Origin of the sequence: Cupriavidus sp. D39 (genome assembly GCF_026627925.1) — a bacterium.
Lineage (GTDB): Bacteria > Pseudomonadota > Gammaproteobacteria > Burkholderiales > Burkholderiaceae > Cupriavidus > Cupriavidus ulmosensis.
In genome coordinates, this window is record NZ_JAPNLE010000001.1 from 207,836 (window position 1) to 231,422 (window position 23,587).

12 protein-coding genes and 8 pseudogenes are annotated in these 23,587 nt (G+C 58.3%); 11 read left to right on the forward strand and 9 right to left on the reverse strand.

What is annotated here, in order from left to right; genetic code table 11:
• The first annotated feature begins 389 nt into the window (after positions 1 to 389).
• Positions 390 to 3,197: a winged helix-turn-helix domain-containing protein gene (locus OMK73_RS01075; protein ID WP_267600323.1), complete on the forward strand. Its 2,808-nt coding sequence runs from the start codon at positions 390 to 392 to the stop codon at positions 3,195 to 3,197.
• 991 nt (positions 3,198 to 4,188) lie between these two features.
• On the forward strand, positions 4,189 to 5,325 hold the full coding sequence (locus OMK73_RS01080) for an alkene reductase (RefSeq protein WP_267600324.1): 1,137 nt from the start codon (positions 4,189 to 4,191) through the stop codon (positions 5,323 to 5,325).
• Between the two features lie 99 nt (positions 5,326 to 5,424).
• Here OMK73_RS01080 and OMK73_RS01085 read toward each other — a convergent pair.
• From OMK73_RS01085 to OMK73_RS01095, 3 genes and pseudogenes are all read right to left on the reverse strand, one after another.
• Positions 5,425 to 5,814: pseudogene (locus OMK73_RS01085) on the reverse strand (IS4 family transposase); the annotation flags it as partial.
• 148 nt (positions 5,815 to 5,962) lie between these two features.
• Entirely contained in the window at positions 5,963 to 7,270 is a 1,308-nt protein-coding gene (ltrA, locus tag OMK73_RS01090; protein ID WP_267600325.1) for a group II intron reverse transcriptase/maturase, read from the reverse strand.
• Positions 7,271 to 7,789: 519 nt separating this feature from the next.
• Positions 7,790 to 8,719 (reverse strand): annotated as a pseudogene (locus OMK73_RS01095) (IS4 family transposase); the annotation flags it as partial.
• A 132-nt stretch (positions 8,720 to 8,851) separates the two neighbouring features.
• Here OMK73_RS01095 and OMK73_RS01100 point away from each other — a divergent pair.
• From OMK73_RS01100 to OMK73_RS01120, 5 genes and pseudogenes are all read left to right on the forward strand, one after another.
• Positions 8,852 to 8,995 (forward strand): annotated as a pseudogene (locus tag OMK73_RS01100) (transposase DNA-binding-containing protein); the annotation flags it as partial.
• 251 nt (positions 8,996 to 9,246) lie between these two features.
• Positions 9,247 to 10,278 (forward strand): IS4 family transposase, encoded by a 1,032-nt coding sequence (locus tag OMK73_RS01105; protein ID WP_267600326.1) that lies wholly within the window; start codon positions 9,247 to 9,249, stop codon positions 10,276 to 10,278.
• Positions 10,279 to 10,396: 118 nt separating this feature from the next.
• Positions 10,397 to 11,658: pseudogene (locus OMK73_RS01110) on the forward strand (c-type cytochrome).
• A pseudogene (locus OMK73_RS01115) lies at positions 11,655 to 12,160 on the forward strand ((2Fe-2S)-binding protein). The pseudogenes OMK73_RS01110 and OMK73_RS01115 overlap by 4 nt, the downstream one beginning before the upstream one ends.
• Positions 12,157 to 14,416: pseudogene (locus tag OMK73_RS01120) on the forward strand (molybdopterin cofactor-binding domain-containing protein). The pseudogenes OMK73_RS01115 and OMK73_RS01120 overlap by 4 nt, the downstream one beginning before the upstream one ends.
• Positions 14,417 to 15,540: 1,124 nt before the next feature.
• Here OMK73_RS01120 and OMK73_RS01125 read toward each other — a convergent pair.
• The 3 genes from OMK73_RS01125 to OMK73_RS01135 are packed head-to-tail and all read right to left on the reverse strand — an operon-like array spanning position 15,541 to position 18,562.
• On the reverse strand, positions 15,541 to 16,542 hold the full coding sequence (locus OMK73_RS01125; RefSeq protein ID WP_267600328.1) for a tyrosine-type recombinase/integrase: 1,002 nt from the start codon (positions 16,540 to 16,542) through the stop codon (positions 15,541 to 15,543).
• On the reverse strand, positions 16,539 to 17,465 hold the full coding sequence (locus OMK73_RS01130) for a tyrosine-type recombinase/integrase (RefSeq protein WP_267600329.1): 927 nt from the start codon (positions 17,463 to 17,465) through the stop codon (positions 16,539 to 16,541). The genes OMK73_RS01125 and OMK73_RS01130 overlap by 4 nt, the downstream gene beginning before the upstream one ends.
• Positions 17,462 to 18,562: a site-specific integrase gene (locus tag OMK73_RS01135; RefSeq protein WP_267600330.1), complete on the reverse strand. Its 1,101-nt coding sequence runs from the start codon at positions 18,560 to 18,562 to the stop codon at positions 17,462 to 17,464. Before OMK73_RS01135 ends, OMK73_RS01130 begins: the two co-directional genes overlap by 4 nt.
• A gap of 265 nt (positions 18,563 to 18,827) precedes the next feature.
• On the opposite strand from OMK73_RS01135, the pseudogene OMK73_RS01140 reads away from it, so the two are divergent.
• Positions 18,828 to 18,959 (forward strand): annotated as a pseudogene (locus OMK73_RS01140) (transposase domain-containing protein); the annotation flags it as partial.
• Positions 18,960 to 19,520: 561 nt separating this feature from the next.
• Here the strand turns inward: OMK73_RS01140 and OMK73_RS01145 are convergent.
• The 3 genes and pseudogenes from OMK73_RS01145 to OMK73_RS01155 form a co-directional block, all read right to left on the reverse strand.
• Positions 19,521 to 19,750: pseudogene (locus OMK73_RS01145) on the reverse strand (IS6 family transposase); the annotation flags it as partial.
• A 237-nt stretch (positions 19,751 to 19,987) separates the two neighbouring features.
• Complete coding sequence (locus tag OMK73_RS01150; RefSeq protein WP_267600331.1) at positions 19,988 to 20,992, reverse strand: LLM class oxidoreductase; 1,005 nt, start codon at positions 20,990 to 20,992, stop codon at positions 19,988 to 19,990.
• A 67-nt stretch (positions 20,993 to 21,059) separates the two neighbouring features.
• A complete protein-coding gene (locus OMK73_RS01155) occupies positions 21,060 to 21,335 on the reverse strand; it encodes a hypothetical protein (protein ID WP_267600332.1) in 276 nt (91 codons plus the stop codon).
• A 253-nt stretch (positions 21,336 to 21,588) separates the two neighbouring features.
• On the opposite strand from OMK73_RS01155, the gene OMK73_RS01160 reads away from it, so the two are divergent.
• The 3 genes from OMK73_RS01160 (at position 21,589) to OMK73_RS38655 (ending at position 23,584) form a co-directional block, all read left to right on the forward strand.
• Complete coding sequence (locus OMK73_RS01160) at positions 21,589 to 22,014, forward strand: hypothetical protein (protein ID WP_267600333.1); 426 nt, start codon at positions 21,589 to 21,591, stop codon at positions 22,012 to 22,014.
• Positions 22,015 to 22,545: 531 nt separating this feature from the next.
• On the forward strand, positions 22,546 to 22,857 hold the full coding sequence (locus OMK73_RS01165; RefSeq protein ID WP_267600334.1) for a hypothetical protein: 312 nt from the start codon (positions 22,546 to 22,548) through the stop codon (positions 22,855 to 22,857).
• A gap of 175 nt (positions 22,858 to 23,032) precedes the next feature.
• Positions 23,033 to 23,584: a LysR substrate-binding domain-containing protein gene (locus OMK73_RS38655; RefSeq protein ID WP_420715426.1), complete on the forward strand. Its 552-nt coding sequence runs from the start codon at positions 23,033 to 23,035 to the stop codon at positions 23,582 to 23,584.
• Positions 23,585 to 23,587 lie beyond the last annotated feature (3 nt).

Below are 23,587 nucleotides of genomic sequence, written 5' to 3' on the forward strand. Positions count from 1 at the left end.
ACGGCGTGCAGCACTCGTACCTAGCCACGCCTCCGGTTATGTGTTGACCCGGGCCAGGTACGTATCGCAATCTTGTCTGCGACCGACAGCAAGAATTGAAAGGTATCTCGGTAGATAAATGCCTACAATAACAATTGGCTTGACCAGAAAGTTTTGAAGGGCGCCGGCCAGCATCTTCGAGGTGACCTAGCGCAACTCCCGACGGCGATAGCAAACGCAGTAGTTAATAGTGGCATCCGGGACTTCGCATCAAGCCCTGCCGCAAGGTGCGCCGCTCTGAGTCGTAGACGGTTGAGCAAAGGTCGAACCCATGCTCTTGTCGAAAGAGACCACAGCGTTCAGAACACAGATGTTGCTAGGGTCATCCAAGCAGCCAGGGGAGAATTGCGATGATCAGAGTCGGCCGACTTGAGATTTCGCTGAATGAAAGGCACATCTACTTCGAGGGAGAGTGTCAACGCATGGGATCCAGAGCGTTCGAAATTCTTGAACTTCTGATCGCAAACCGAGGTGAATTGGTCACGAAGGAACAGATATTCCGAACTGTCTGGCCCCACACTGCAGTCGAAGAGAACAACCTGCAAGTGCATATATCGGCGCTCAGGAAGGTGCTTGGCCCTGACAGATACCTGATTCGAACCGTTCCCGGGCGAGGATATCGGCTGGTAACCTCCGATGCTTGTGGGAACGCCGATTCCTCCTCGACGGAGTGGACGCCACCGCCGTTGCCAGCTATTCTCACCGCGAGCGTGGCCAGGCCGAACGCCTTAGCGCAGATTGGTCGTGCCCTCGCTGCGAATTCGCTTGTGACACTGGTTGGTCCAGGCGGCGTCGGAAAAACCCGCCTTGCGCTTGAAATTGCACAAGCGCAGGAAGCGGCACGCGCTCGGAGCGTATGGTTCATTTCACTCGAGCGCTACGGCTCTTCCTCCGGCGTAGTAGACATGCTAAACAAAGTCTCGCGTCTATCGATGATTGAACCCGATCGAAATGAGCCCTGCGGACCGTACTGCCCGGGGTCATTGATCGTCCTCGACAACTGTGAACACGTTGCCGCTGAGTCTGCGGCGATCTACGAATCCCTCGCCAGAGCGCGCCCCACCCTTCGCTTTCTGGCAACAAGCCGCGAACCCCTCAGTGCCAGCAGCGAACATCTCATTTGGGTACCGCCGCTTGATGTGCCGGGTGCCGATGACAGCCTTGAGTTGATTGTCCGGTCGTCCGCCATTAGGCTCTTTCTAGCGCGCGTTCTCGCTCTCCAACCTGACTTCCCACAGGACGCCGATACGCTGAACATCGTGACGACGATCTGTAGGCGCTTGGACGGTGTTCCTCTTGCCATCGAACTCGCGGCAGCTCGGGCAGCGTCGCTCGGACTCGGGCAGGTTGCGGCGGAATTGGATGACCGCTTCAGCGCGTTAACAGGTGGCCCCCGCAGCGTATCAGCGCGGCACCAAACGCTCAAAGCATCGGTCGACTGGAGCTACGCCCTCTTACGCGAAACGGAGCGTAGAGTGTTGGAACGCCTAGCAGTCTTCGCGGGAAGCTTCAGTCTTGCCGCCGCGTGCGCGGTTGTCACTGGCGATGGGATTTCAGCTGACGCTGCTGCCGAAGCCGTTCTAGGGCTCCGCCTGAAATCCCTTCTCGTCTTGCAATCGATCGGAACTGTGACGACATACTACATGTTCGAAACCGTCCGAGACTACGCTATGCAACGCCTTCGCGAGCAAGACGGTGGCATGCAATACGTAGCTAGACACGCAAGATATCTCTGCACTTCTTTCGACGACATCTCTGAATACACCGATCGCAACACTTCCCCATCAAGCCTGCTGCAAAGTCACATTGACGACGTGCGACAGGCCCTTGATCGCTGCTTGTCCGGCGGAGACTGTGATGATGCCGGCCTTGCTCTAGCCTCAGCGGCTCTACCCTATTTCATTGAGTGCAGTCTGATCGCCGAATGTGGCGTTCGCGCTCAACAAGCCCTTGACGTCTATGAGCGGCGGCATCTCAACAGTCCTGTCGTCAAGGCGAGGTTGTTGCTATCCTATGCATCCGCCTGCACCTTTGCGATAGGGCCCACGGCCAAGACGCGTTTCTACTGGGTAGAGGCGCTGGTGCTTGCAGACAAGCTGGGCGATCGGGAACTTGAAGAGCGTGCGCTAAGCGGCCTCTGGAATTGCGCGTTACAGGCTGGCAAACCATACGAGGCGCTGGCTATTGCGCTTCGGCTTTTCGCCCCTCAAAGACGAACCCGAGATCAACCGTATCGGTTCGTGCGGACGCCACTGATCGGTATTGCCTTGCATTTCTCGGGTGACCAGCGAAGCGCGAAAGACGAACTGGAGCAAGGCCTTTCCGATTTCGATCCCACAGGACAAACCAGCTACACAGCGACGCGCCAATTAGACGGGATAGTCGCACTTGCCATGCTGGCGCGCGTACTCTGGTTACAGGGGGAACGACACCGTGCTGGTGAAGTCGTTGCGCATGTCAATAGTTTGCTTTCGCCCTCCATCAGTGAAGCGGTCGTTTGCGCCGTGCTTGTGGAGGCGATAGTTCCACTCGCGCTGTTCGCGAACGACCATGTGTCCGCCAACAAGGCGCTCGAGCGCGTGAGCAGACTGAGGAGCATCTCCGAATTTCCGGTTTGGCATGCGTTAGCGCGCGTATTCGCGAACCAACTGTCCAGCCAGAGAGCAGGTGGCCACGGCGCGCTCGCGACGTATCGCAAGGCTGTTGAACAACTCGATGCAACCGGTTTTCGGGCACACATGAGCATGGCGGTGGGCGGACTCTCCGCGACGCTACTGCAAGTAGGACTTCTGGAGGAAGCCGACAGTCTTCTGACTGAGGCAATAACGGAGGGCGACAAGGCGGGAAACCGGTGGTATCACAGCGAGTTGTATCGCCTTCGCGCCGAGGTCGCACTAAAGAGGATGGACGAACCTTCCGCGGAGGACTACTTCGCCGACGCCATCGCTACAGCAAGAGAGCATAGCGCCGCTTGGCTTGAGCGGCGGGCCACGGCGGGCCTGGCAGATCTCTGGACGCGGCAGGGCCGTCATCGAGACGCGCAGGGGCTCCTGTCAACTCTCCCCGTTGCGGATAGCATTCTTCCTTGCCCCTTGTCATCCGTACACGTTCAGAATGCTTGGCACCCGGTCTCGAGCATAGAGCGCCCTTCCACCTGAGATTGTCCCCTTAAGAACAATTAAGCCGTCACCAGATACCATGCGGTTTGCGGGAGCTAGCCTGCATGGCAACGCGGCGGGCGTGCCCACATATCAACTCTGTGCGATGCTGGCACACGATCGCGATGGTACGCCTGGACTCATCAGCAACGGGTGCCGTAACTGGAATTTCTACGCATGACCGATATGGCCAAAGCGTCCGTTCGGCAGTGGACCCACTAGCCTAATTGTCGCTGACTCAGCTCAGGCCGCTCTTCCGGGTACCGTTGGGGGATCTCCTTGAGAACCACAAACTGATGATCGCCACAGCACCCGCATCAATTATCAGTCTCGTGGCAGCATGTATCGCCACCCAGTTCGGAATCCTCTTGGCTCTGTATCTCCCCATCGGCTTCAGTTCTGTGGCGATAAAGCTCATCGCTCTCCTTGCGGCTCACCTTGCGGCGGTTGCATTGCGCGGCAGATTGTCGGCACAATCTTGGGTGGAGTGCTGCTCCGCAATCCGCTCTCCCGCCCGCACGCAAGCGTTACAACCGACCATATCGGATGGCATGCCGAATCTGACTCTGCGCCAGGCGTAATTTGCTGTACATGATAAGCACCGTTGATGCTAGCGTCGTTGGATCGGCAATTTTTCGTGGCCTGCTCGGGCACGGCGGATTGTCATCGGTTGCGTTGGTCGGCAGAGCTTTCCCCCACTTTGCACTTTCCCACTACGTGACTGTTGGACAACGTCTTTGAGTTTCATCCGTCCGACGAGGGATGCAGGAGATCGCCGCCGCGCACTAATAGTTCCTGGAAGGCGCGACGAGTCGTGGGCTCCCGTTTCATATCTCTTAACGTGCGCTACGGTTAGTCAACATTTAGAATATCCCGAGAAGACAGAGTGATGGGCCAAGCTCGCGAGTGCCGCCTTACTTGACACGGGCTGTATCGCGCCGTTGTTACAGTCGTTTTCGCACGCGCAAGTCACTTGCTGCAAGGAGAAAGTATGTCCTCGCTACTCTCACCCCATCAGATGTATGACCTGGCTTTGCCCAACCGCGTAGTCATGGCACCGATGACGCGTTGCCGCGCGAAAGTCTCAGGGATTCCCAATCCCCTTATGACCGAGTACTACGAGCAACGGGCAACTGCCGGTCTCATCATCACGGAGGCAACAAATGTAAGTGCAATGTCTGCGGCGTTCGAGTTAGCACCCGGGATCTATACGAGCGAACAGGCGGAAGGGTGGCACACTATCGTAAATCGAGTTCACGCTGCTGGCGGTCGCATATACATGCAACTATGGCACGGGGGTCGGGTGAGTTCCCTTACGCTACTAGATGGCCAGGCACCGCTATCGCCATCTGGCGTGAACGACGACCTGGAACATCTGCAGGTCTGGGCACAATTGCAGAACGGGCACTACACAAAGATACACGCCACGCCATCGCGCGCAATGACGGTCAATGAGATCCACGAAGCGGTTGCCTGCTTCAAGCTTGGCGCGAAGCGAGCGCGAGCCGCGGGCTTTGATGGAGTCGAGATCCACGCTGCGAACGGCTACCTCCCTCACCAGTTTCTCTCGCCGGTGATCAACACGCGCGGCGACGATTATGGTGGATCTGTCGAGAATCGGGCTCGTTTTCTACAAGAGATTCTTGCACAAGTGAGCGACGTCATGCCCATGAACAACGTCGGCGTACGCATTTCGCCCTTCGCGCTCTACAACAACGTGCGCGATCCGGACCCCACGACCACCTACCGCTTTGTCGCGCGCATGCTTCAGGATTTTGGCGTCGCCTACATCCACGCTGCCGATACCAACGGTTGGCTTGGGAAGCCAGACCTAACGCAAATCATCGAAATCGTTAGAAGCGGTTTCGAGGGTACGCTGATGGTCAACGGAGGGATTAGCACGGAGCAAGGGGAGACCCTAATCACGAATGGCATCGTCGATCTTGTCGCATTCGCGAGAGCATATATTGCGAACCCTGACCTCGTCGACCGCATTGCCCATCGTGAGCCGCAGAGTTCGGCAAGACCTTTCGGATGGTACGGCGGTGACGCGGCAGGTTACACGGACTACCCGACCTACGCGGCGGAGAAGTCCACGCCAGGTGGCCTCGAGGCAGATCAGTTCTGAGTTTCTACTGCATTCGTCCTTATCTGTAGTGTGCAGAATCAAGTGCGGTGTTTTCAGCGAGACGTTTGATGGACCGTAAGCCATACCTTTATACATAAGTCAGCCGAGCCCCTCACGTAGCGCGCGCAGTGTTTCAGCAGCGGCGAGTACCCGATCGAGTCCGCGCCAGATTGTCTTGGCGCCGGGTTCGCCGTCGCCCTTGCGAGCGAGGAAGCCGCCGATTTGCGCAATCAGCCGCACGACCTCATTCACGGTAGGCGGTGTCGCCGGCATCTTCTTTTTGGCCAGCAGATACGCACCACGAATTTCGTCTGGATCGAAGAACAAAGAGGCGTCCAGCTCGGGGCAGGTCCGGCCTTTGCGCATCAGATAAGTCACGCGCCATGCAACCACCAGGAACAAGGCCAGGGCGCGCTCAATCCGGTCAACGGCGGCCAACTGCAAGGACTCCACTTCGCAACCGTTCTTGAGCACATGGAAATAGATTTGTCGGGTAAAGGACTGGCGCGGTGCTCGGCTTGTCCGGCCCGTTTCCAGCCCCTCCCCATAAGAACTGCTCGTGAGGTTTTCCCTCAAGCAGCTCACCCAGTGAGATTCATCGCAAGGGTTATGAGTCCTATCGGTGTGGCGACCACTTTCACGCGAACCCCTCCGCGCCCGACAGCGGGCGCGTCTTCCAGTCCCAGAACAGTCCCAGGACTCCGTAGAGGTACTCGTTACTCCATCGTCGCCACCCGACGCTCGTCTTCTGGCGTCGCTTGCGCCGCGTTAGCAGAGTTCGAACCTTCATTTCCAGATAGTCGCGCACCTCACTGAAGGCGCGACTGGCGTTGCCGACCCGGAAGTAGTTGACCCATCCCGCCACCGTAGCGTTGAGTTTCGCGACCAACTTCACGGCCGGGGTCGAGCCTCCATGCCGGATGATGTCGCGGATCCTCGCCTTGATGGCTTGGCGAGCCTTCTTCTTGGGGGTCATCAGGACGAAGTACCCGTTCCCCGCTCGTTTGCGCACGCGACGCAGGTCGAACCCCAGGAACCCAAAGGCGTCCTCCTTCAATGTATCCACCACAATGGTTTTCTCCGTGTTCAACTCGACGCCTAGCGGCACGAGTTGTTCCCGCAGACGCTGCAGGGCACGTTCAGCCCAGCCGCGTTTGGTGTGGTGGCCACTGACGGTGATGACAATGTCGTCAGCAAACCGGTGATAGTTCACTGCCTCGTAAGGGCCCTGTGCCGTCTTGCGTCGAATCTCGTCGAACATCCAGTCAATCTCATTCAAGTAGATGTTCGCAGCGAGTGGGCTGAATGGGCCACCTTGCGGTACCCCAACTCTGCCCGCTGCTTTGATAACCTGCTTGACCAAGTGCATGACCTGAGGATCCTGAATGCGTTTCGCGATCTTGCCCAACAGGGTTGAATGTTGAATTGTGTCAAAGTAGCGCGACAAATCCACATCAACCACCGTCGACATGCGCCGCAGCACACTGCGTCTGACTTCCGCCAGCGCGCGGTGTGGGGACCGCTTCGGTCGAAACCCGTAGGAGTTCGGGCAGAAGTCCGCCTCGAATACCGCTTCGAGGATGAGTTTCAGCGCCCCCTGCACCACGCGGTCGCGGATGCATGGAACCTGGAGAACGCGGACCTTGCCATTGCTCTTCGGGATCTCTACCCTGCGGTTCGGCTTGGGTTCATACCTGCCTGTTTTGAGGTCTGCCTGAATCTCCGCAAGGAATACAGTACGTCCCGATGCCTCGATGTCTTCAAAACTCAGATCATCGATTCCCGGGGCACCGCCGTTCCTCTTGGCGATACGGTAGGCCTCGTCGAGGGTTTCACTCTTCGCAATATGTACGAAGAGCCCCCAGAAGCGATGAGTCTTGTCAGACTTCGCCTTGCGATATATCCGCCTTCTCAGTTCCTGCAGACTGCCGGATGCCTTTGTCATTTCATCCCTGCCTCACCTTGTTGGACGGAGTACTCACCGGTCCGGGCCCTTCCCTCCGGGCGCGTTTTGCTGCACGCCCATCGACAGTACTACGACCCGATCCGTCACCCTGGCACCTATGCCCGCATTTCCCACTCGCGGTTATAACGGGCATCTCCTCGACGGGCTTTCTCCGCCGGGTGCCGAGGGCTTCTCCAGTTTCCACGTTATCCTTCACACCATGTCGCCGCTGATACCCCGCCGGTGAGAGTTGCCGCATCGGACTCGTTTCGGACAACTCTTGCTGCTTTCGCGCGTTATCGACCGTCTCAGCCACCGGGTTTTCGTGTGACGAGGCTACATCTGCGTTCACTGCACGTTGCAACCTGGTGCGTTGCATACACTCCTTTCTGAGCATACTGTCGGAGGGCTCCGTCATCTTGCTTTCGCGCCATGACGCCTCCCGAGCTACGAGGCTTGAGTCTTTTGCCTCGGTCGGACTTACACCGACTGGATAACGTGTCCTTATCTGGACACACCGATTTCCCAGCGCGCCCGGTACCAATTGATCAGTTCGACAGCTTGTTCTTGCGTCTCGACCACGCGGTTGGTCAGCAAGCGCCATTCAATCGGCTTGATACCTGCCGGCGCTCCCACTTCACGCGCGATCACGCAGTGAACCTTGATCTTTCCCTGTCTGCCATCCGCGATCTCGACCTCGCGGGCCCACAGTTGCTGGCGCACGGTGCGGCTCTTCTGGCCCTCGCGCGCGCCGCTCACGAAGGTGATCTCACCCAAGGGCTCCGTGCTCGTGGTGCTGGCCCACAACCGGACGCCCTGGCTCTCGGGCAGGCAGCGGTCATGCTTGGCGCGCACCAGCCAATCCGCCGGCCTGCCCAATTCGTCGGCTCGGCGCATCATCTCCACCATGTCCGCCTCGCGGTCGGCCACGTACACCAGCCGCGTGCCCGGCATGTCGAGCGCCATTTCAGCCACGCGCTCGTACCCTTCAACCCAGCGGGTGCTTTCTTTCTGGCCGGGGCGCACACCGTCGGCACCGCGCTCTTCACGTGCCCACATCCACGCGTCGAGCACGCCCAGCGGTTCCCGTTCAGTCGTCACCGCATAAGTCGGGTGCAGATACATGCCGCGCCGCGCTTCATAGTTCAATGGCCCCAGTCCGTCGATGTCCTGGGCATTGAAATCCAGTTCGGTCGTGTCCTGGATGCACAGCACGACCGACTGGCTGCGCATGCGCTCCTGCGTGCTCGCCCAATGCGGTTCCAGTATGGCATCCCAAGCCACATCCGTATTGCGCAAAAAACGGTAGGCCGCGCACGTCTCGCTCCAGCTATCGCACGCCTCAGGGATACTGGCCTTCGGTTTGGCCGCAAGTCGTTCTATCAATTTCTTCGCCCTTCTGTTGAGGCGGGCGTCGCCAAGATTCAGCCCCGCAAACTCCTGCTCGATCCACTGCTTTGCTGCCTCTGCCACGCGCTTACCCAAAGCGCGAAAGTAAACGCGATTTCGACACTTGCGATTACCCACATCTTAGCGAGAAATTCTGTTAACCTGCCGCCGTTTAGAATAATTAAATGACGAATGGCAGGAAAAGAACAAGCAGAAGATGAGTCATGGCTGGATCAGGAGATCGCAGGAAGCAAGTTTCGGGACGTCAGGCTTCGCAAGCGGTTTGGAACGCTGCTGGAGCGATTGTGGAAGGGTATGGGGCAGACCATTCCGCTTGCCTGCCAGGACTGGGCCAATACCAAGGCAGCCTATCGGTTCATGGACAATGAACGCGTCAGTGAGCAGGACATTCTGAGTGGGCATTTCCAGGCAACTGCGCAGCGTTTTTCCACGACCGATGGCCCGATTCTTGTACTGCAGGACACCACTACGTTTGCATACGAAAGGGAACATCCCGAGCTTATCGGTTATGCAAGCAACACACTGACCGCAGCCCAGCGATACGGTCGCGACAAGGCAAGCTCACAATGCGGCATCCTGATGCATTCAAGCCTCGCGGTGACACCGCAAGGACTGCCGCTCGGGCTGACAGCCATCAAGTTCTGGAGCCGCAAGGAGTTCAAAGACACCGCGACGTTGCGGAGCAAAGTCAATTTCACACGCATACCGATCGAGAAAAAGAAAGCTTTCGTTGGATTGAGAATCTGCGGCAGTCAACGACTCGACTCGGCGATCCGGATCGCTGTGTGCATATCGGTGACCGGGAGAGCGACATCTTTGAACTATTCTGCGCTGCATATGAGCTTGGAACACATTTTCTGGTGCGCACCTGCACTAACAGGTTAGCCGGCGACGGCGAGCATACCGTTGCCGATGAAATGTCAGAGGTGCGAGTGAAAGGCTTGCATCGGATCGAATTTCACGACTCCAAAGGGCGCCCCCAGCAGGCGCTACTGGAGATCCGATATCGGCGCATTACGATCTTGCCGCCCGTCAGCAAGCAGCGGCACTACCCGGCGCTCAGACTGACCGTCATTCATGCGACGGAGCGCAGCGAGCCAGCGGGCCGACCGCGTATCGAATGGAAGCTTGTCACTGATCTGTCGGTGAACTCACGTGTCGACGCTATCGAAAAGATCGACTGGTACGCGATGCGCTGGAAAATAGAGACGTTTCACAAGAACCTGAAGTCCGGCTGCAAGGCTGAAGAGTCGCAGTTGCGTACAGCCAGCCGGTTGACCAACCTGATCGCTATCTTCTGTATCCTTGCCTGGCGAGTATTCTGGCTGACTGAGATCAATCGATCTGCACCAGAGGCCCCACCGGAGGTAGCGCTTACCGCAAGCGAGGTTACGCTTCTTGACCAGCTCGTCAAAGATACGGCACGCACCGCACAGGCGCCTGCCTTGTCACGCAGCCTCATCAAGCTCGCACAACTGGGCGGCTATCTCGCACGCGCCAACGATCCCCCGCCGGGCAATAAGGTCATCTGGCGCGGCATGCATCGTCTGATTGACATTGAACTGGGATATTGCCTGGCGCGTGAAGAATGTGGGTAATCCCAAGGATTTCGACAAAGTTTACAAGCGAAGCTCGCGAGTCATTGAAGGTAAAACGCTTCATTGGGGGCCGCCGTCGGCGCCGAGATGTGTATAACGCTATGACCGTAAGCCCGTCATACTAGGAGCGACTGCTGTCGTGGCAGTGGCCGCGGCAGGCGTTATATTCACGATGTGGGAGCCCGCTATCATCCCCGTCAAGTCACCATCGCCGTTGTCAATCGAGCCCGCGCTGCGTATGGAGGGCGCGCGCGCAGTGGCCCTCGGGGATTGCATCGTCTGTCACACCGCCACGGGCGGGCGCCCGTTTGCGGGGGCCTTCCGTTGGTCACACCTTCTGGGACGATCTATTCGACGAACATCACGCCAGACGAAGCAAGTGGCATTGGGACGTGGACACTAGAGGCGTTTGAACGTGCCATGCGCAGAGGTATATCGCGCGACGGCCATCAGCTCTATCCGGCCTTCCCCTATATCCATTACGCGAGCATTACCGAGCGAGAGATCACTGCCACATACGCCTATCTGATGAGTCGGGAGCCGGTCTACAGTGTGGTCCCGAATAACCAGTTGATGTTTCCGTTGGGGTTCAGACCACTGATTTCCTTCTGGAACACAATCTACTTGGATAAGGAGCGGACTCACAGCGACCCCACTCAAAGCGCCGAATGGAACCGCGGCCGCGCACTTGTCGACGGCCTCGGGCACTGCTCGGCCTGTCACACGCCGCTCAACTTGATCGGTGGCGAGAGGTCGGGGCGCGCCCTCGATGGCGGCGTAATAGACGGGTGGGATGCTTACCCGCTTAATAAGCTCCTGCACGGAACAAGTCCGTGGACTCAGAAAGAGTTGGTCACCTATCTTCGCACTGGCCTCTCCAGTGAACACGGCGCAGCGGCGGGCCCCATGTTCGCCGTCACGCAAGAACTATCTATGGTGCCTGAGGAAGATGTACGGGCGATTGCTAAGTACATTATGGCAATACAGAGGCCTCCTCCTAGTGCAGCTATTTTGGTCAGCAAGCCTGACGCCGGCGATATCGCGAGCGTGGCTCGGGGAGCGACCCTGTTTGCCGGAGCCTGCGCAGCCTGCCACGATGCAGCGTCGCCAATGCAAATGATTGCTCATCGCCCATCGCTCGCATCGAGTTCAGCGGTGAGCGCAAACTCGCCGCGCAACACCATTCAGATGATACTGGAGGGCATGCCGTGGCATGCGCCAAAGGCCGGGCCTTACATGCCTCGGTTTGCTGACCAGTTGACTAACACTCAAATTGCCGATCTCGCAAACTACTTGCGTGCGACACAGACGACACGGCCACCGTGGTCAGAGGTCACTGAGATCGTAGCAGAGGTCAGAAAGGAGAACGGAGCGCGATGATTCAGATAACGGTCAACGGAATCGCCCATTCGCTTGATGATGACACTTCAATGCCTTTGTTATATGCCCTACGTAATCGCCTAGGCCTCTTGGAGTGAAGTTTGGATGCGGCCTCGGACAATGCGGCGCATGCACAGTCATCATCGATGGTCGACCAGTATTCTCTTGTCTCTTGCCACTTTCCGCCATTGATGGCAGACAGGTACGCACAATCGATGGACTCGGATCGACCGCGAAGCCCAACGCGCTACAGGCGTCGTTCATCCGGCATCAAGCGGCACAATGTGGATACTGTATTGCCGGTATGGTCATGCGAGCACAGGCGCTGCTTAATACAAACCCATTCCCGACAGAGAAGGAACTGCGTGCGCATATGGAGCCAAACCTCTGTCGGTGTGGTACCCACATGCGCATACTGGCGGCAATTCGCGATGTAGCTAGTGCCGGTGGTGGCTCCGCGTCGCGCGCTCCGGCCAACAAGCCGATAGGATCAGGAAAATGAGTCGGGACGTGGATGATGTCGATAACGGCCGCCGGCAATTCCTTGCTGCAAGCGTGTTGATCGCAAGTTTTTCGATTCTCCCGTCGACGCATGCGTCAGCCCAGCACATCATTGCTGACGAGGGCGCCGCCGTCTACATCCGAAAGGAAGTGCAAGACCTTGCAGGCAGTCTGAAGACCAATCCCCTTCTCGACGCATGGATCGGGATAGATGCGAAAAACATCGTGACGGTCTACACCGGGAAAGTGGAGTTGGGAACAGGGGTGCGGACCGCCCTTTTGCAGATTGCCAGCGAAGAACTCCATATATCGCCACATCTCGTCAACTTTCTCACCGCCGACACCGATCGCTCTCCTGATGAGGGCTTGACGGCAGGTAGTCACACAATCGCGGACAGCGGGGGCGCCCTGCTCAACGCCGCCGCGCAGGTTCGCGAACTCCTCGTCGCCACGGCAGCTAGCAGGATGCGCGTGGAGCCCACCGACCTGGCGGTGAAGGACGCTAAAATCACCGCCCCGGACGGCCGCGAGATGCTGTTCAGCGAGATTGTGCCGTTCGTTGACCTCCATCGTATTGCCGCCCCGGCGTCACCACTCAGCGATCCGCGCACCTACAACGTCATAGGTGCACCGCTGCAACGTGTGGACATCCCGGGAAAGGTAACGGGCGGCCGCAGCTACATACAGGACGTTCAGTTGCCTCGCATGGCGCACGCAAGGGTCGTGTTGCCGCCAGCGTACGACGCGTTACTTATTGCCCTGGACGAACAGAAGGTAAGAACACTTCCGGGCGTTGTCAAAGTCGTGCGAGATGGGTCCATGCTAGCTGTTGTAGCCGCCGACGAATGGCAGGCAATTCTCGCGCAGCGCGCGCTGGCAGGGGCTTCCACATGGACCGCCGGGCGCAAATTGCCTGACCCTAGAACAGTTCACGACGAGCTAAAGACGCTGGCGACGGAGCGCATTGCGATTGCTGGCGGAAGCGACGCCGGGGAACACACTGGAGACGTAGTGGCAGCGAGATACACGAAGCGTTACCTGATGCACGGATCCATTGGACCATCGTGTGCGGTCGCGCTTCTGGACAACAATCGCATAACGGTATGGACTCATTCCCAGGGCGTCTACCCGCTTCGGAACGCGTTGGCGGAAATGCTTGCAATACCTCGGCAGGCGGTGCGCTGTGTTCACGTCGAAGGCTCGGGATGTTATGGCCACAACGGAGCCGACGATGTTGCTGCACACGCGGCACTGATCGCACGGGCCGTTCCGGGGCGGCCGGTTCGCGTGCAGTGGATGCGCGATCAGGAGCACCTGTGGGAGCCGTATACCCCCGCGATGGTCACTGAGGTCCGGGCTTCGCTGAGCGCTGATGGTCGCATCGCGGCGTGGGACTACGCTCTATGGAGCAGCTCCCACAACGAGCGCATTGTGAACGCTGGCCGGCTGATGCCGGCGAGGCAACTGGCGCGGCCTTTTTTCGGCGCCATCGGTTCCCATGGTGCAACCGGAAGGCGGTGGGGATCGCAATGCCATTCCTCTTTATGCGCTGCCGAATCTTCGTGTGATGAACAATTTCTCTCCAACCATGCGGTTGCGGACTTCTGCGATGCGCGGTTTGGGGGCGCACATGAACATCTTCTCGATTGAGAGCTTCATGGACGAGCTAGCCGCCGTGGCACGAGTCGATCCCGTGCAGTTCCGAGTAAATCATCTGTCTGACTCTCGTGCCATCGATGTCGTCCAGCGCGCGGCAAGGGAATTTGGCTGGCCTACCCGCCCCGCCCGTGGTCGCGGCATTGGCTTTGCATTCGCGAAATACAAGAACCTGATGGCATATGTCGCTCTGGCAGTCGAGATATCTGTTGAGTTGAGCACCGGCGAGGTACGTCTGGTGCGTGCGGTCGCCGCCGTTGATACCGGCCAGATTGTAAATCCCGACGGCGTGCGCAATCAAATAGAAGGCGGCATTCTGCAATCGGCATCGTGGACCTTGTATGAGGAACTTCTATACGATACCGAACGCCTTCGCAGCTTCGACTGGAGCAGCTACCCCATCATGCGCTTCTCCAACGTACCTGATAGTGTGGCCGTTCATCTGATCGACCGACCTGGCACAGCATTTCTCGGCGTTGCAGAGGCCGCGATGGGACCTACCGCCGGCGCCATTGCCAATGCAATATTTAACGCAACCGGTAAGCGCTTGAGGGACCTCCCTTTAAGTGGCGCTAGGCTACTGCAGCACCTAAACGCATAGAAATCGATATCGTTGGGTTGTCGAGCGCGCTGCCCCCTGGTTGCTTCGGGCATGACGCGCATAGTCGGAGCACCTCGGACAGGCGCTTCGCGGTCGCGGCGGCGGGATGGTGGCATTGAGGTCATCCTGACACCCTCGGTCGACGTCCACAATACGCTTGTCACGCGGGCCACATGGCGCCATGTCGCTGTCGAACCCTTGCTCGTGAAGCGAAAAGGACCTGCGACGCTCTTCGGGCTGGGCACGGCTGTGAAGTGGTCTGCACTCTGTTGATTTACTGCTAGAGGAACGAATTCACCGGGGCACTCAGGTTTGCACGAGCCCCCGAATCGCCGCATCGTCGAACGACACGAATTACGCGAGAAAACAGATCCCGGCAAATGCGATCATACATTCCGCCACGCAAGGTTCGCCGGCAGTACGACGGAGCTGGAACGTACACTCAGTATGGCCCAGTGTCTCTTGTATCGATACTTCCCAAGAAAGGCCATGCGTTGTAACGACCCTTTTCGCGCGGAGCAGCGTGTCGAACGTCATACTCATGTGGCGAGGGCTGCGACTGCTGGCCTGCTCCAACGACGTTTGGTAAACCTCTCATTTGGAGATGTAAGAGCCTTCCCGGCGAGTTTCGTCGCAAACCTCGCTCACGGAGTGGCCGGTGCAGATTGCGCAATGCCGCCGCGGTAGTCCTTGGGTCGCCGAGTTCCATGCTCGCGTATGCGGCAGGGTGCAGCATTCACGCCGACGCCACCGTGACTACGCCAGCGCGTACATCAACATGTTCGACGCGGCCAGTACTGCGTTGCTCGCCGTCTCAGAGCCACGTCTCAGAGCCTGACGATATGGCCATACAACGGGTGCTAGCCCTACCTGATATGGGCAGAATGACCGGAGAATGGCGATTGGGCGTAGCGGTTGCCTGCTCGCAGGCTCCTTGCGGGGAGGCCAACCGCGGTCGCCATCATGAGCCTGATCCAATCAGCCCAATGCCGCCTACGGCATAGGGCGGATTATGCCGCGCGCTGGACTATGCCGAGCAGTGGTCGAGGCAACCCGCCGCCGTCGCGTACGTGCGTCGGCATGAGCGACCGGTGCCCTGGCACCATTCGGCATAGTCTTGTGCCTCACAGCGACTCAAGAAAGGCGAGCAGCCGGTCGGGCGGTCGGAAGTGGCTTGGCTTGGTGGGCTGGTAAGGTTTGAGCTTGGCCAGGACCGCCTCCTTGAGGGAGAGATGGGCGTGCAGATAGGTCAGCGTTGTTTCGATGGATTCATGACCGAGCCACAGCGCGATCACAGAGCAATCGACGCCGGCTTGTAGTAGCTCCATTGCGGCGCTATGCCTCAGCACGTGCGGCGATACGCGCTTAGATCTCAGTGATAGACATCGCTCGCTGGCGACGCGCACGTGCTTGGCCACCAGCGCCTGAACGCTGTCGGCGCTAAGCCGACCGCCATGCACGTTGGGAAACAACACGATACTACCGTAGCGCACAGGTTCCTTGATCCAGGCCTTAAGGGCGCGTTGGGCGTACGATGTCAGCGGCGTACATCGCTCCTTCCGTCCCTTGCCGACGCATCGCACATGGGCCCCATTGCCGAAGTGGATGGCACTCTGGTCGAGGTTGATCAATTCCGAAAGACGCAAACCGGTCTGAATCGCGAGCAGCAACAACGTATGGTCGCGCCGTCCCAACCATGTCGTTCGGTCCGGTGCGGCAAGAATTGCCTCAATCTCGGGCCGAGTCAAAAACTGTACCTGTGGCTTGTCATGCCGCTTGCTTGGTATTGCGAGGACTCGCTGGGCAAAGGCACCATAGGCCGGCTCCTCGAAGGACACGAACCGAAAGAAGGAGCGAATGGCCGTCAAGCGCAGGTTGCGTGTCGTGACGCTGGCACCCCGTGCGGTCTCGAGATCAGTAAGGAATGCGCTGATGAAGTGAGCATCCAGATCATCGATAGCCAGGGTTGACGGCTGCTTGCGAAGCCGTACCTCCGCAAACCTGAACAGGAGCCGGAACGTATCCCTGTAGGAGGCAATAGTGTTGCCGCTGACATCGCGCTGTTGCATGAGCCGTACAGTAAAGTAGCGCTCGATTAGCGAAGCGACGTTGGGGCTCGACTTCATGATTTGGTCTCCCACCGCCTGTCGAGGCGTCGCGCAGCCTCTTCCATCAACTGTGGGCATGCCGAGAGGTACCAATAGGTGTCGCGCACACAGGTGTGGCCGAGGTAGGTGGAGAGAAGCGGGAGCCGCTGCTCAACATCGAGTCCTTCGCGATACCAGCCTAGGAGCGTCTGGATGGCGAATCGATGTCGCAGGTCGTGAACCCGAGGACCCGTGTGGTCGCCTGCACGTCGCAGCCCAATCTCACGGGACAATCGCCAAAAGACACGATGAACATACTGATGAAGCAAGGGGCCGCCGCGCTCGGCCACAAAGAAGTGTGGCTCGCAGCGCGATCCGAGATGCGCATCCCGACGTTGAGCGTAGTTGCGTAGAGCCGCACTGACCGTCGGATGCAATGGAACAATGCGCGATTTACCAAATTTGCTCTGTCTGACTGTCATCACGCCCTCATCCAGGTCGACGTCGCTGTTCCGAAGCCCAATCGCTTCAGAAAGACGGATTCCTGTGACCGCAAACAAACCGAATAGATGATGATAGGTCCATCGCCGCAGACCGTCTGCAGGCGGTAGCGCAAGCGCCGCCGCCAATAGCGCGCTAATCTCCGTATCGCTATAGACGTAGGGTCTGGCGCGTTTTAAGGGTGGCAGAATGCCAGCAGGCGGGATCTCTGTCTCAGGATTGAAGTTGGCAACATGGCGCGCGAACCCTCGCACGTCGGTCAGCCGCAGTGTCCAGGAAGCGTGTCGATCTGCTGGCAAGGTTGCCCAGGCTATGGCCAGCTTCGTAGTGATGGTCGTGGCTTTGTGGCTCTCCATGAAAGAGACGAAGTCGGCAAGTCGCCGTGTTTGATGCTGATACTTGTATCCGAGTCCCTGGCGCATGCTCAGATACTGCTTGAGTGCAGATCTCAGGCTAATCATTGCATGCCTCCCGGCCAGGGAAGGCTCAGTGTCCGAAGCCCCTCGATATCCACCTTCGCGTAGATGCGCGTCGTGTCGTGGCTTTGGTGTCTTAGTAGTTGGCCGATCGTCGACAAGGTCGCACCGGAGCGCAAAAGCTCGGTAGCTAGGCTGTGGCGGAAGAGGTGTGCCCCTCGATGTGCACAGCCGCTGACCCCGGCTCGCTCGAGAGCAGTTCTGGCGATCATCGTGATAGCGCTACCTGAGGCAAAGCCAACATGTGGCGCTAACGTGCGCAGAAACAGCCGGCGACAAGGTGAGATCGGACGGTCATCACGCAGATAGGTCGCGATGGCCGCACCGACGTCCGGAGGTAGCGGCATCCTTACCTGCTGCCGTCCCTTCGCTCGAACGAGCACTGTCCCCGACCGCCAGTCGAGATCATCTAAGGTTAGCGTCACAACCTCTTTGGCCCGTAATCCGAGCCTGGCCAGCATCAATAAGATCGCGTAATCGCGCCGCCCCAACGCCGTTGTTCGGTCGCAGCCATCCAGCACCTTCTGAACCTGCTCGAAAGATATGTAGGTTGGTAGACTGGCAAGCCTCCATCGCTTGATGGACGGCACACAGCTAGCAAGATCGTGCGGGTTCGACCCGCTGTAGCAGAGGTATCGGAGGAAGGACCGCAGCGCGCAGCACATCGCCCTCCCGGTTGCAGGGCTCCAGTCCCAGGCGTGTCGCTCGATGTAACGGATGACGTCTTTCTGCTTGATCTTGCCGAGGTCGCTGGCGCCGGCAGGACAGGCCTCGCGCAAGAACCTGCGAATAGCCGGTCGATGGATGATGATGGTCCTCGACGTCAGCCCGCGTTCCTGTCGCAGATAATCTGCGAACTTCTCGAGTATCCGTTCCTCGGGCAGGATCGGTGGCGGTGACACCGGTGGAATCAGGCTCGCCTCGCGCAGCACCGCAAGCAGCCGCTTCAGCGCCGCTCGGTCGCCCAGCAGGATAGCCAGTCTGCGGGCACGATACTTGAGGTACCGATCAAGAATGTGCTCGTCCAGACCGGACAGCTTCAAGTGGGCTTTGGGGAGCCAACTCAGCAGCCCGCTGACCATGTTAAGGCATCGCCACGTGCTTTGGCCAGCCAGCCCGTCCTTGACTAGACGTGCCGTGTAAAGCTCGATGAGCTCTCCTTGAGGTCCATTCTTTAGGCGCCGGAACAACCGGCTCCTGCTCAAGTACTCTTCTGTAATCATAATCCTGTCCCTCCGGTGTTGAACGCGGAGGCACAAGACTAACTATGCCGAGCCCATCGTAGAAAACTCGCGATGAATCTGGGGGAAGGCGCACTCGATCGGCATAGTTCTGCGGGCGGCATAATCGGCCAAGCTCAACGGACTCGATCCCTATGCGTATCTGAAGGACGCGCTCACGCGCTTGCCTACCCAGAAGATCGATGACATTGCCGATCTCCTGCCACATCGCTGGACACCTGTCACCTCTACCGTCTAGTCCTGTCAATACGGGTTCGCAAGGCTCTTACATGCAGCCCCCGGCAACGCCATGTCTGGGCAACGCTTGGAGGCGCCTGCACCCGAAGAGAATGTCGATTCGGGCTCCCTTTCATGGCAACTGCCTCTGCTCGTCGCCGCCGGGGCAGGACTTTTCGTCGTATCACTCTATTGCGCGCAGCCGATGCCAAGGCATCATGGGCACAGACATCGGCGCTTCCGGCTCCGCCGTGGGATTTGTCTCATCCCGACCCAACTGGGTTGTGCCCTCAGCATCTCGCTGTTGGCGCCACTGACTGCTGTCATCGGCGAAAGGTCATCCTCATTACAGCCGCCGCTCGGTGTCCCGCGCTGCCGTTGGGCGGCCTCGCACCGAGGCATCGCCCTGCTGCTCGTCGTCAACCTTGCTGTGAGCTGCAGCAAGCAAGCAAGGCGCAGGACATAGTTCCGGTAGCGGTGACACTCGCGCCGGGACTGCACGGCGGCAGGGTGGTGAAGCCGGCAGTGATGCTGGCTTATGTCGCAAGGGAATAGAATTGCCGTGCAGCGGACGCAGTGGCCTCACCGGGAGCTTGCGACGACGATACACCTTGCGCAGTTGCCGGCAGCAGCTTGAGCTGCCCAGCGGTGCACAGTCAAGTGATCGACTGAGATGCCACGCTCGGCCATCATCTGCTCTAGATGGCGCAGGCGTAGCGGATAGGGGACGTATCAGCGCACGCAGGTCGGCATCACGTCCAGCGGGTAATGCAGACGCTCCAATACGTTTGCAACTTCCGTGTTCATGACCATTGCCCACACGTGCTGAGTTCGACACCGGCACATTTTACCGGAGGCATACGTGAAAAAGCCCAAAATAGTAACCTGCGTCGGTGCCAAGTTGAACGAAGTCTCGTTCGCAGCAATGCTCGCTTCGCCGCGGGTGGATCCGGGCGCGCGGCCCCGGCTAGTCGCCCCCAGCGCAACCGGCTTCGGCCTTGGCATCGAGGTCATGCTTGAGGCGCACCAGACCACCGAGGGCGGAGCAGTTCAATGCGATGGGAAATGCGGTAACACGAACTCGGCGAGCTCTTGCAGGACTTCAGCAGCTGGGCGCCGTAACGGCTTCAGGTTCATCGCGAAATGATGGACCTCTCGTTCCTGCAGCGCATGAAGATACTGCACTAGAGCGTTCCGACCGGCTCGTATTCCAGCATGAATCGGCTCCGCGGGGTAGTTCGGACTGGGATGAAGATCGAAGAAGGCACCTTGGGCAAAGGGCTTAAACACCCCTTCGCCTAACGTCCGTCGCACCGTATCCTGCCATGATTGCGCTATCGTCTCAACGTGCTCAAGTCCCACGAAGTAATAGAACCAACCGTCCGAATTCTTTGCAATCCAGTCAACATCCTGCCGGCTCCGCCCCGTGACCAGGACAGGAATTGCCCCGTCGAACGCCTTCGGCAGCGTATCGACATGCCCAGTCAATGAGCCATAGCGAGGGGATCCCGCAACTGGAAACGACAGTTCCGTGGCCGCCCGGAAAATAGCCAACGCCTCACGAAAACGCTCCCCTCTCGGCTCGAACTCATTGGTCAAGCCAAAAACTGGGTACTCAACCGGCCTGTCGCCCGAAGCGACGCCCAGCAGGAGACGCCCCTCCGACAGATGGTCCACCGAGGCCGCCTGCTTAGCGAGTAAGATTGGGTGACGCAGCGTGATCACAGCACTTCCCGTCGCCAATGCTATGCGTTTGGTTGCGGCAGCCAAGAACGCCAAGTATGTGAAGGGGTCATAGATCTGGCCAACATCACCAAAATTGGGGTCATATGTAGGTACATCGCGCGCCCAAAGTGCCGCGAAGCCTAAGCTATCGGCCATTTTGGCCATTTCTGTGTGTCCGGTCATCGTAGGCGCTGGCCCATCGGGATAGCCCTCCAAGGGAAGAATAAATCCAAGCGTCAATCTTCCTGGTGCGAAGACACGCAAGAATGCTGCGTGCCTGCTTAGGTCTCTCAGCTTAACTGGCATGGGCGTCGACATCGCGGCCTCCATTTCCAAGCGGCACCGCTGTACAGCAGCGCCTTGCTTCCGGAGCCAATGCTGGACCGGACGTGGGACATCATTGTTGCAGAAAAGAAAGCAGATCGGTGTTGGCCTTGATCGCTTCCGCCGTGCAAATGCCGTTAGATGATCCCGGACAGACCTTCAGCGTTACGCGCGTATAGCCAGCCAGGACAGCGCTCTTTTGGTCGAGATGTTCGATGCTCAGCGAGGGCATCAGTAGAAGTGGCCACGGTACTGCGCGATGCCCACGATGGCCCTCGGAGCACGAACAGAAAAAATAATACGTGGCCCGGGAGAACTCCAGCTTATCAACACTCGTGTCTGTGCTCATGAATTGTTCTGAAACCGGTACACCAAAGAGGTGCTTCCGCCGCACAATGCCAAAAGAGTCACCGTACGGCTAATTACTCAGGCATCACTCTCTTTCTAGTCCAATAGGGAATACGATTCATCTCGACCTGCCCCGATGCCACCTCCCATTCGAACACGCGATTGTTCCACTCTCGGTGCCGAGCAAAAGCGCCCCTATCCTGATGGTGCTTGGTATCGAACGGAATCGGCATCGAGCTAGCCAAGGCCTAGGGATGGCAAGCAAAAGATCCTCATGGTGGAAAAACGGCAGGCAACGCTTGACGCCGCGCGCGCGATTGCGCGAGAGAGGCGTCCACGTAGAGACCATTTCCACGGCAAAGGCCGGCATAGCAAAGTTCGGCGAGTCACATCGTCGGGAACTGGACGGCGAAGGCATTCGGTGGTTTAACGTTTATCCTGTCGCAACTGACACTCCCATGACGGTGACGTCGTCCGCACGTTTGCCATTAGGTTACGCCGAGAATGTGGCTGAAGAAGAGTACAAAGCGATCGTCGATGGAGAACAGCAGGTGATCCGCGGTGGCGACGCTCTGACCGAGATGATCGCGATCGATAGTACGAACTCGATTACATTCAACGAGCGGCCCCATGGTCCGATGGCGACCATAGGGGGCAGTAGAAACCACCGCGCAATGTAAGCTGTCAACCGGGCAACTACATTTCCCCGCGCAACGTTTCCCGACGTGAATGATCCTTCTAACCATGCAAGTAGCGGCGCGGGAAGGCCGCTTCATCGTACTGGGTTATCGAACGCGAACCAAGGGTGTGACGAACGTGACGCCGGTTGCAAGATAGAGTCCCGCGCCTGTCTATGGCCACAAATGCAGTACCATCCGTGCGGTCCCAGCCCGAGGAGATGCCATCGGTGAAGCAACTGTGGGCCGTCAGATCGCACTGATATGAGCCAAATCGAATGAGGGTTCTACCGCACGCGGGGCACCTGTGTCCTAAAGCCAATCGATGGCAAGCACAGATTCACACTCACTTCGCTATGCATTGGGTGCAAAACCTTAATTTTTATGAGTTCGTGCCGAATCCTCAGCCTCCGAGCTATTCTAGATGACACGACGCTCGGCTTCGGCTCTGCGGGCTCAATTACCGCGTGGTAGTGAGGTGACGAGATAGCAGGGGCTCCGGCTCACGGCGCCAATTGATCAAGGAGAACAACCATGGACAAAAACTTTCTTTTTATCCTTGCGCTGTGCGCCCCAGTACTAGCATTCTCGGCTGGCCCCAAGGACGCACCGAATGCCGCTGATCGAAACGACGCCAACAACCGGGTGACGAACAAGGATGGTTACGTCGATGGGCAACGGGCTAACGACAAGTTCGATCCGTACACGCAGGGAGCTAGGAAGGATACTCGTGGATCTTTGGTTGATTCGTCGGCTGCGCCAGATAGGCCTTCATCAAAAAGACATACCAAGCCGAGGCCAGACCAAGACGCACCGTCCCGTTCGCCTCAAAAGCCCGCTAATTAGCCGAGCGCATCTGGCAACTAGGACTCGTCAAAAGCACCTGTCGCAGCGAGGGAATTGGTGATCATATGCATCATTCGGTGCCACCCAAGGTGACGTTCGACGGAGGAATAGCTGCGGCGCGTGATTTCAATCCCGCGAAATCGAATGCTTCGACGTCATTTCTTCGATGAGGAGAATGGATAAGCTCTGGCAATGGAGCCGCTCACGTTCGCTTGCGCGTTGTCCGTTGCGGAAGTCGGACTCGGAGGTGTGCCTCCAGGCTCTTCACAATTCTCGCGCCGAGGTAGTGCCAGTTCCAGCGAATCGGTGGCGCGCAAGAAGCTGTTCAACTCCACGATTCAAGCTCACTCTGGAAGGCGCCGAGTACTACGAGCGTTGCGTTCACATCCTCGCTAAAATCGCCGAGTCGGAGGTGACGCTCGCATGCTCGGGAAACGGCCCCGGGGGTAAGCTGTATGTCAATATGGTGGGATCAATAGGAAGGCTGCTCGCCACACCACAACTGCACGCCTTTCACAGCCGATATCCGGACATCGATCTGTTGATTGGCTGCGACAGGCCGGCCGACCTGAGCCGTAACGGGGTGCATTGCGCGATTCGCGTGGGTACATTTGAGGACTCAAGAGTCATCGCGCGCACGCTCGAAGACATGCGCGTCCTGACTGTCGCAAGCCCAACCTACTTGGCAAGTCTCGGTGTTCTCCGCACGTTGTCTGTCAGCAGCTGATCC